Source organism: Burkholderia sp. AU45388 (genome assembly GCF_030481585.1).
In the GTDB taxonomy this organism is placed as follows: Bacteria; Pseudomonadota; Gammaproteobacteria; order Burkholderiales; family Burkholderiaceae; genus Burkholderia; species Burkholderia sola.
In genome coordinates this window covers 1-4021 of sequence record NZ_JAUJPV010000050.1, presented here as the reverse complement: position 1 = coordinate 4021, position 4021 = coordinate 1, and the positions used below count along the sequence as shown (strand labels likewise).

Sequence of the window (4021 nt, the reverse complement as noted above, 5' to 3'; positions counted from 1 at the left end):
ACACGAGGAACGCCGGCGCAAAGCGCTCGACGAGGTACTGAAGGATCGCGGCCTCGTCGTCCTTGGTCAGGATGAAGCAGCCGGGGTTGTGCTGGCGCGACTGCCCCGCATACGGCAGGTCGAAGCAAATCGTGTTCATCCGCTCGCCGAGATACTGGACGGTCTGGCCGAACGACGCGGTCGTCGCGAGCGCGCCGTTGACGAGCATCGCCGTGTCGAATGAAGTATCGACGATATGGTGTTCTACATATACCTTAAGTTCATTTGGCAGCGTCACTACTTTTTTCTCGACTTGCATGGCTCTCTCCCGCACCTGAACCAGACACATGTGCACCCGCACAAGCACAACCACGGTCAAATAAATAGCAGAGTGATAATCCTGAGAAAGCGCTCAGCCCCATGTTGCCAACCTTGCGCTCAATGTCGCGCTACCGAAACGGCGGCTTGCCGGCGCTTTGCAAGCGATCTCTCCATTAACGACCTTCTTACTATCTGCGCACTAAACCCTCTCGACATTTCCCTTGGCAGCTATGGCGTCACCATCCAAATCTTGAATGCGGAACTCTCCAACCACCCATTTAGCATGTCGAAATATTAATTCGACACCCCTAAAATGTGCAACACATTTCAAATCCATCCCTAAATAAAGATGGAGCTTACAAAAAATAAGCCTCAATAAATACATTCCGAAAGATAAATTATCAAATGAAGAGCAACAAAGAGCCCTCCCGCATCACATATCACCTCCTTGCAATTGCAATAACCCGAAAGTATTACGAGCGCGAGCCCGGAATTTCAACCTCAAAAATAATCTTCCCGATTAGCGACCTTTCCGCCAAGTTGGCGATCGAGTTAAATGCGATCAAGGTGATTGCGACTTTGATCAGCTTAATATTTAAAATAATAAACAAAATTGATGACTGTTTCATAAATAGATACATTATTTTCGCTGTAAGTGGCGCAATCGTTTCGAGCGCAGCGCGACAGCCGATGGATTGGGACCGCACTGTCGCGAACGCATCGAGGGCTCACACAGCCGCTCGCGCAGTTAGGCTGCATACTGGGCTGCCTCCGATATCGGCCAGCTTACGGTGATCGTCTGATCTTCCCGACGCACTTCGATTCGAATCTCTGCCGAATGCGTGTTCCGGACTTCCAGTGGAATCGGCACAAATGCCAGTGCATCTGTCGGTTGCAAATCTTCCGGATGGCTGGGCAAGCCCTTCGGAAGTCTGCTTTCTGCTTGATCGATCCGGTGTCGCAGCCGGTTCGCGTTGAGCCCTGTGTTCCAGCGCTACTGCTGCGACCGATACTCCGGTACCGTGGCAGGCAGCTACAACTCTGGCCTTGAACTCCTCGTTGTAGCGTCGCCGCCGGCGGTGTTCGGAAGGCATTCTTTCTTCGACGATAGTGTTCACGCGTCCGCTTGTTCGTTAGGTGGATACGATACTCCCAAGAGCTCCAGCAAACTTCAAGACGGGTTGTCCGGTCGCTTACACAATAGCTTCAGATAAACCCCAAAATAGCTACGGAAAATCTAAGGGATGCTCCCGCCGGCCAAGGACAGCACAACAATACGGTAATCTGTCGTAGCTTATGTTCATGTTCACTGCGCCCATATGGTTTATGCGCTCGCAACAAAGTAAATTATCAATATGATGAGATTCCCGTGATGCGTCTTCGGTTACTGCGTTCGGCATCCATTAAATCGCATTTAACCCGTAAACCAGATATTTTTTAACCATTGATAACTCTCCATACATAATGCTCTATGACCAACATTCCTACAGAACTACTTCGCACCTTCGTCAAGGCCGCTGATCTCGGAAACTTTACCCGAGCAGGAGACGCCATCGGGCGATCCCAATCGGCTGTCAGCCTACAAATTCAGCGATTAGAGTCATTGCTTAACGTGGAGCTTTTTGTTCGCGGCGCGCATCGCCTAAGGCTTACAGATGACGGCGCAACCCTCTTACATTATGCAACGAGGATACTCTCTCTTAATGACGAAGCGGTCGTCAGACTGCGGCCATCGGATGTTACAGGGTCCATACGATTAGGGGCACCACACGAATACAATGCGGCACTGCTTTCAGCAATTCTTGGAAAATTCTCGAAAGATTACCCCAACGTTGCACTTGAGGTGGTGTGCGATTTAAGCAAAAATCTATTGTCTCGCCAAAAAAAAGGGCAGCTCGACATTGCCATCGCTTTGCACGAAGAGGCCACTCAATCTGGGATAAAAATAGTTACTGAACCTTTAGTTTGGATTGGAGGGGTTGAGAGCCAAGATCGCAATTTTCACCCGTTGCCCTTAGTGGTCGCCCCCCCACCATGCATCTATCGAAGTAGAATCGTTCAAGCCTTGCAACACACATCTATTAATTGGCGACTTTCATTTGTCAGCTCCAGCTACACCGGAATTATCGCAGCAGTGCGTGCCGGCCTAGGAGTTACGGTACTCGCTGCCAGCACAATCCCTGATGGAATTATTAAATTAGGGAAAGAGCAAGGGTTACCTGAGTTAGGCGACGTGGAGGTGCGCGTGCATACTCAGTCTGAAAAATTAAGTGATGCAATTCAGTGTTTAATTGAATACTCCATATACAACATAAGGTCCAGCAGATAAATTTCAAATATGATATTTGTAAGCAAAGCGAGGTCGACTCTCGTTTCTGCAATCCAGGCGCCAAGCCTCGACGATCGTTTTGGCTTCGCTCAACATCTCGAACCAACGTAGGTTCAAGAATTCATCGTGGAACTGAGGCTAGCCCAATTCGAAATCGGCAGTCGTAAGGTTCATCAGAATACAAGGTCTCGAAAAATTGGTAGTTATAACTCCAGTAGCCGTTTTCGCAAAGTTCGGTGATGAACTCCGAACTGGCGTGCAATCTCAACGGTAGTCATATCGGCTAGCATGGATTTTGCCGCTTGAAGCTGTGCCGGGCTCAGACTCCTTGGCCGCCCAAGTATTTTCCCCCGATCCCGTGCTGCGGCAACACCTGCGCGCGTACGCTCGCTAATCAAGGTTCTTTCATACTCTGCGAGTGCGGCGATCATATGAAACATGAACATTCCGGATGGAGTTTCGGTATCTATTCTTTCATTTAATGACGTAAAATTAATATTTCTCAATCGAAAGTCATTGATCAAGTATACCAAATGACTCAATGAGCGCCCGAGCCTGTCTAACCGCCACACAACCAGCGTGTCACCGCTTGTCAGCGTCTCAAGCAATTGGGTTAGTCCAGGGCGATCGTGCCTCAACCCAGAGAATCCATGATCCGTCCGAATCTCGTCACATCCTGCTTGCCGCAGGGCGGTCAATTGCATATCGAGACATTGCTCATCGGTGGATACTCGTGCGTAGCCAATCTTCAATCTGCACCCCACGACTTAGTATTTTGGTGGATTTTCTGCATGGTGCGCCGCGGTGTTGCCTCGGAGAACTGCGGTTGCGCGCATCGAGACCTATGATAAGAAATCCTGACATTTACGAAGTAAATTGTTTTAATGCAGCAATTAATTTTGTCAATTATCATTGACAAAGAAACATGATTGATAATCAAAAATTTATTCTTTACATCATCTTTCGATAAGAGGTATTTTGAAAGCCAGAAGTAATGCTGCCTTGTCCCGAACTACTGGGCACAAGAGTTGGCGATCCCGTACAGTCTGCGGCTGCTCGGCCCATATCGTCCTGTTGATGGCGGTGCAGAACCGCACTTAAACGGCGGCGCAACGTCGAGCATTTTGCTCAAGTACGAAGGGGCCGCAATGAACTGACCCCACGAAGTTGGACAGTTGAAGGCTGGACGCCCAAGGGCTGAGTCCTGTATTGCACGGGACTCAGCCCTTTCAACTTGAGCTTGATGCGTTCGTGGTTGTAGTAGTGTGACCTGCCCCCGGTTTTAGTCCGAACTGCAGTTAGAGTCCGAGGTTAAAAACTGCTGCTTTGCATCGTGCGCCCGAGCGAACTGCACCGGCGTCAGATAGCCGAGTGAACTATGAGGCCGCTCGG

The 4021-nt window shown here is 49.5% G+C and carries 3 protein-coding genes and 1 pseudogene; 1 reads left to right on the top strand and 3 read right to left on the bottom strand.

The features are described from left to right. Nucleotides 1-298 (bottom strand): alpha/beta fold hydrolase (locus QZM72_RS35270; protein WP_367620058.1); only part of this gene is annotated, 298 nt, incomplete at its 3' end. Between the two features lie 1473 nt (nt 299-1771). Between QZM72_RS35270 and QZM72_RS35265 the strand changes: the two genes are divergently transcribed. Continuing rightward, complete coding sequence (locus tag QZM72_RS35265) at nt 1772-2629, top strand: LysR substrate-binding domain-containing protein (RefSeq protein WP_301740419.1); 858 nt, start codon at nt 1772-1774, stop codon at nt 2627-2629. Between the two features lie 203 nt (nt 2630-2832). Here the strand turns inward: QZM72_RS35265 and QZM72_RS35260 are convergent, their stop codons facing one another. Together QZM72_RS35260 and QZM72_RS35255 are read right to left on the bottom strand one after the other, a co-directional pair. Continuing rightward, nucleotides 2833-3333, bottom strand: a complete 501-nt coding sequence (locus QZM72_RS35260; protein ID WP_367620059.1) for a recombinase family protein — start codon at nt 3331-3333, stop codon at nt 2833-2835. A 424-nt stretch (nt 3334-3757) separates the two neighbouring features. Next, nucleotides 3758-3895: pseudogene (locus QZM72_RS35255) on the bottom strand (IS3 family transposase); the annotation flags it as partial. Nucleotides 3896-4021 lie beyond the last annotated feature (126 nt).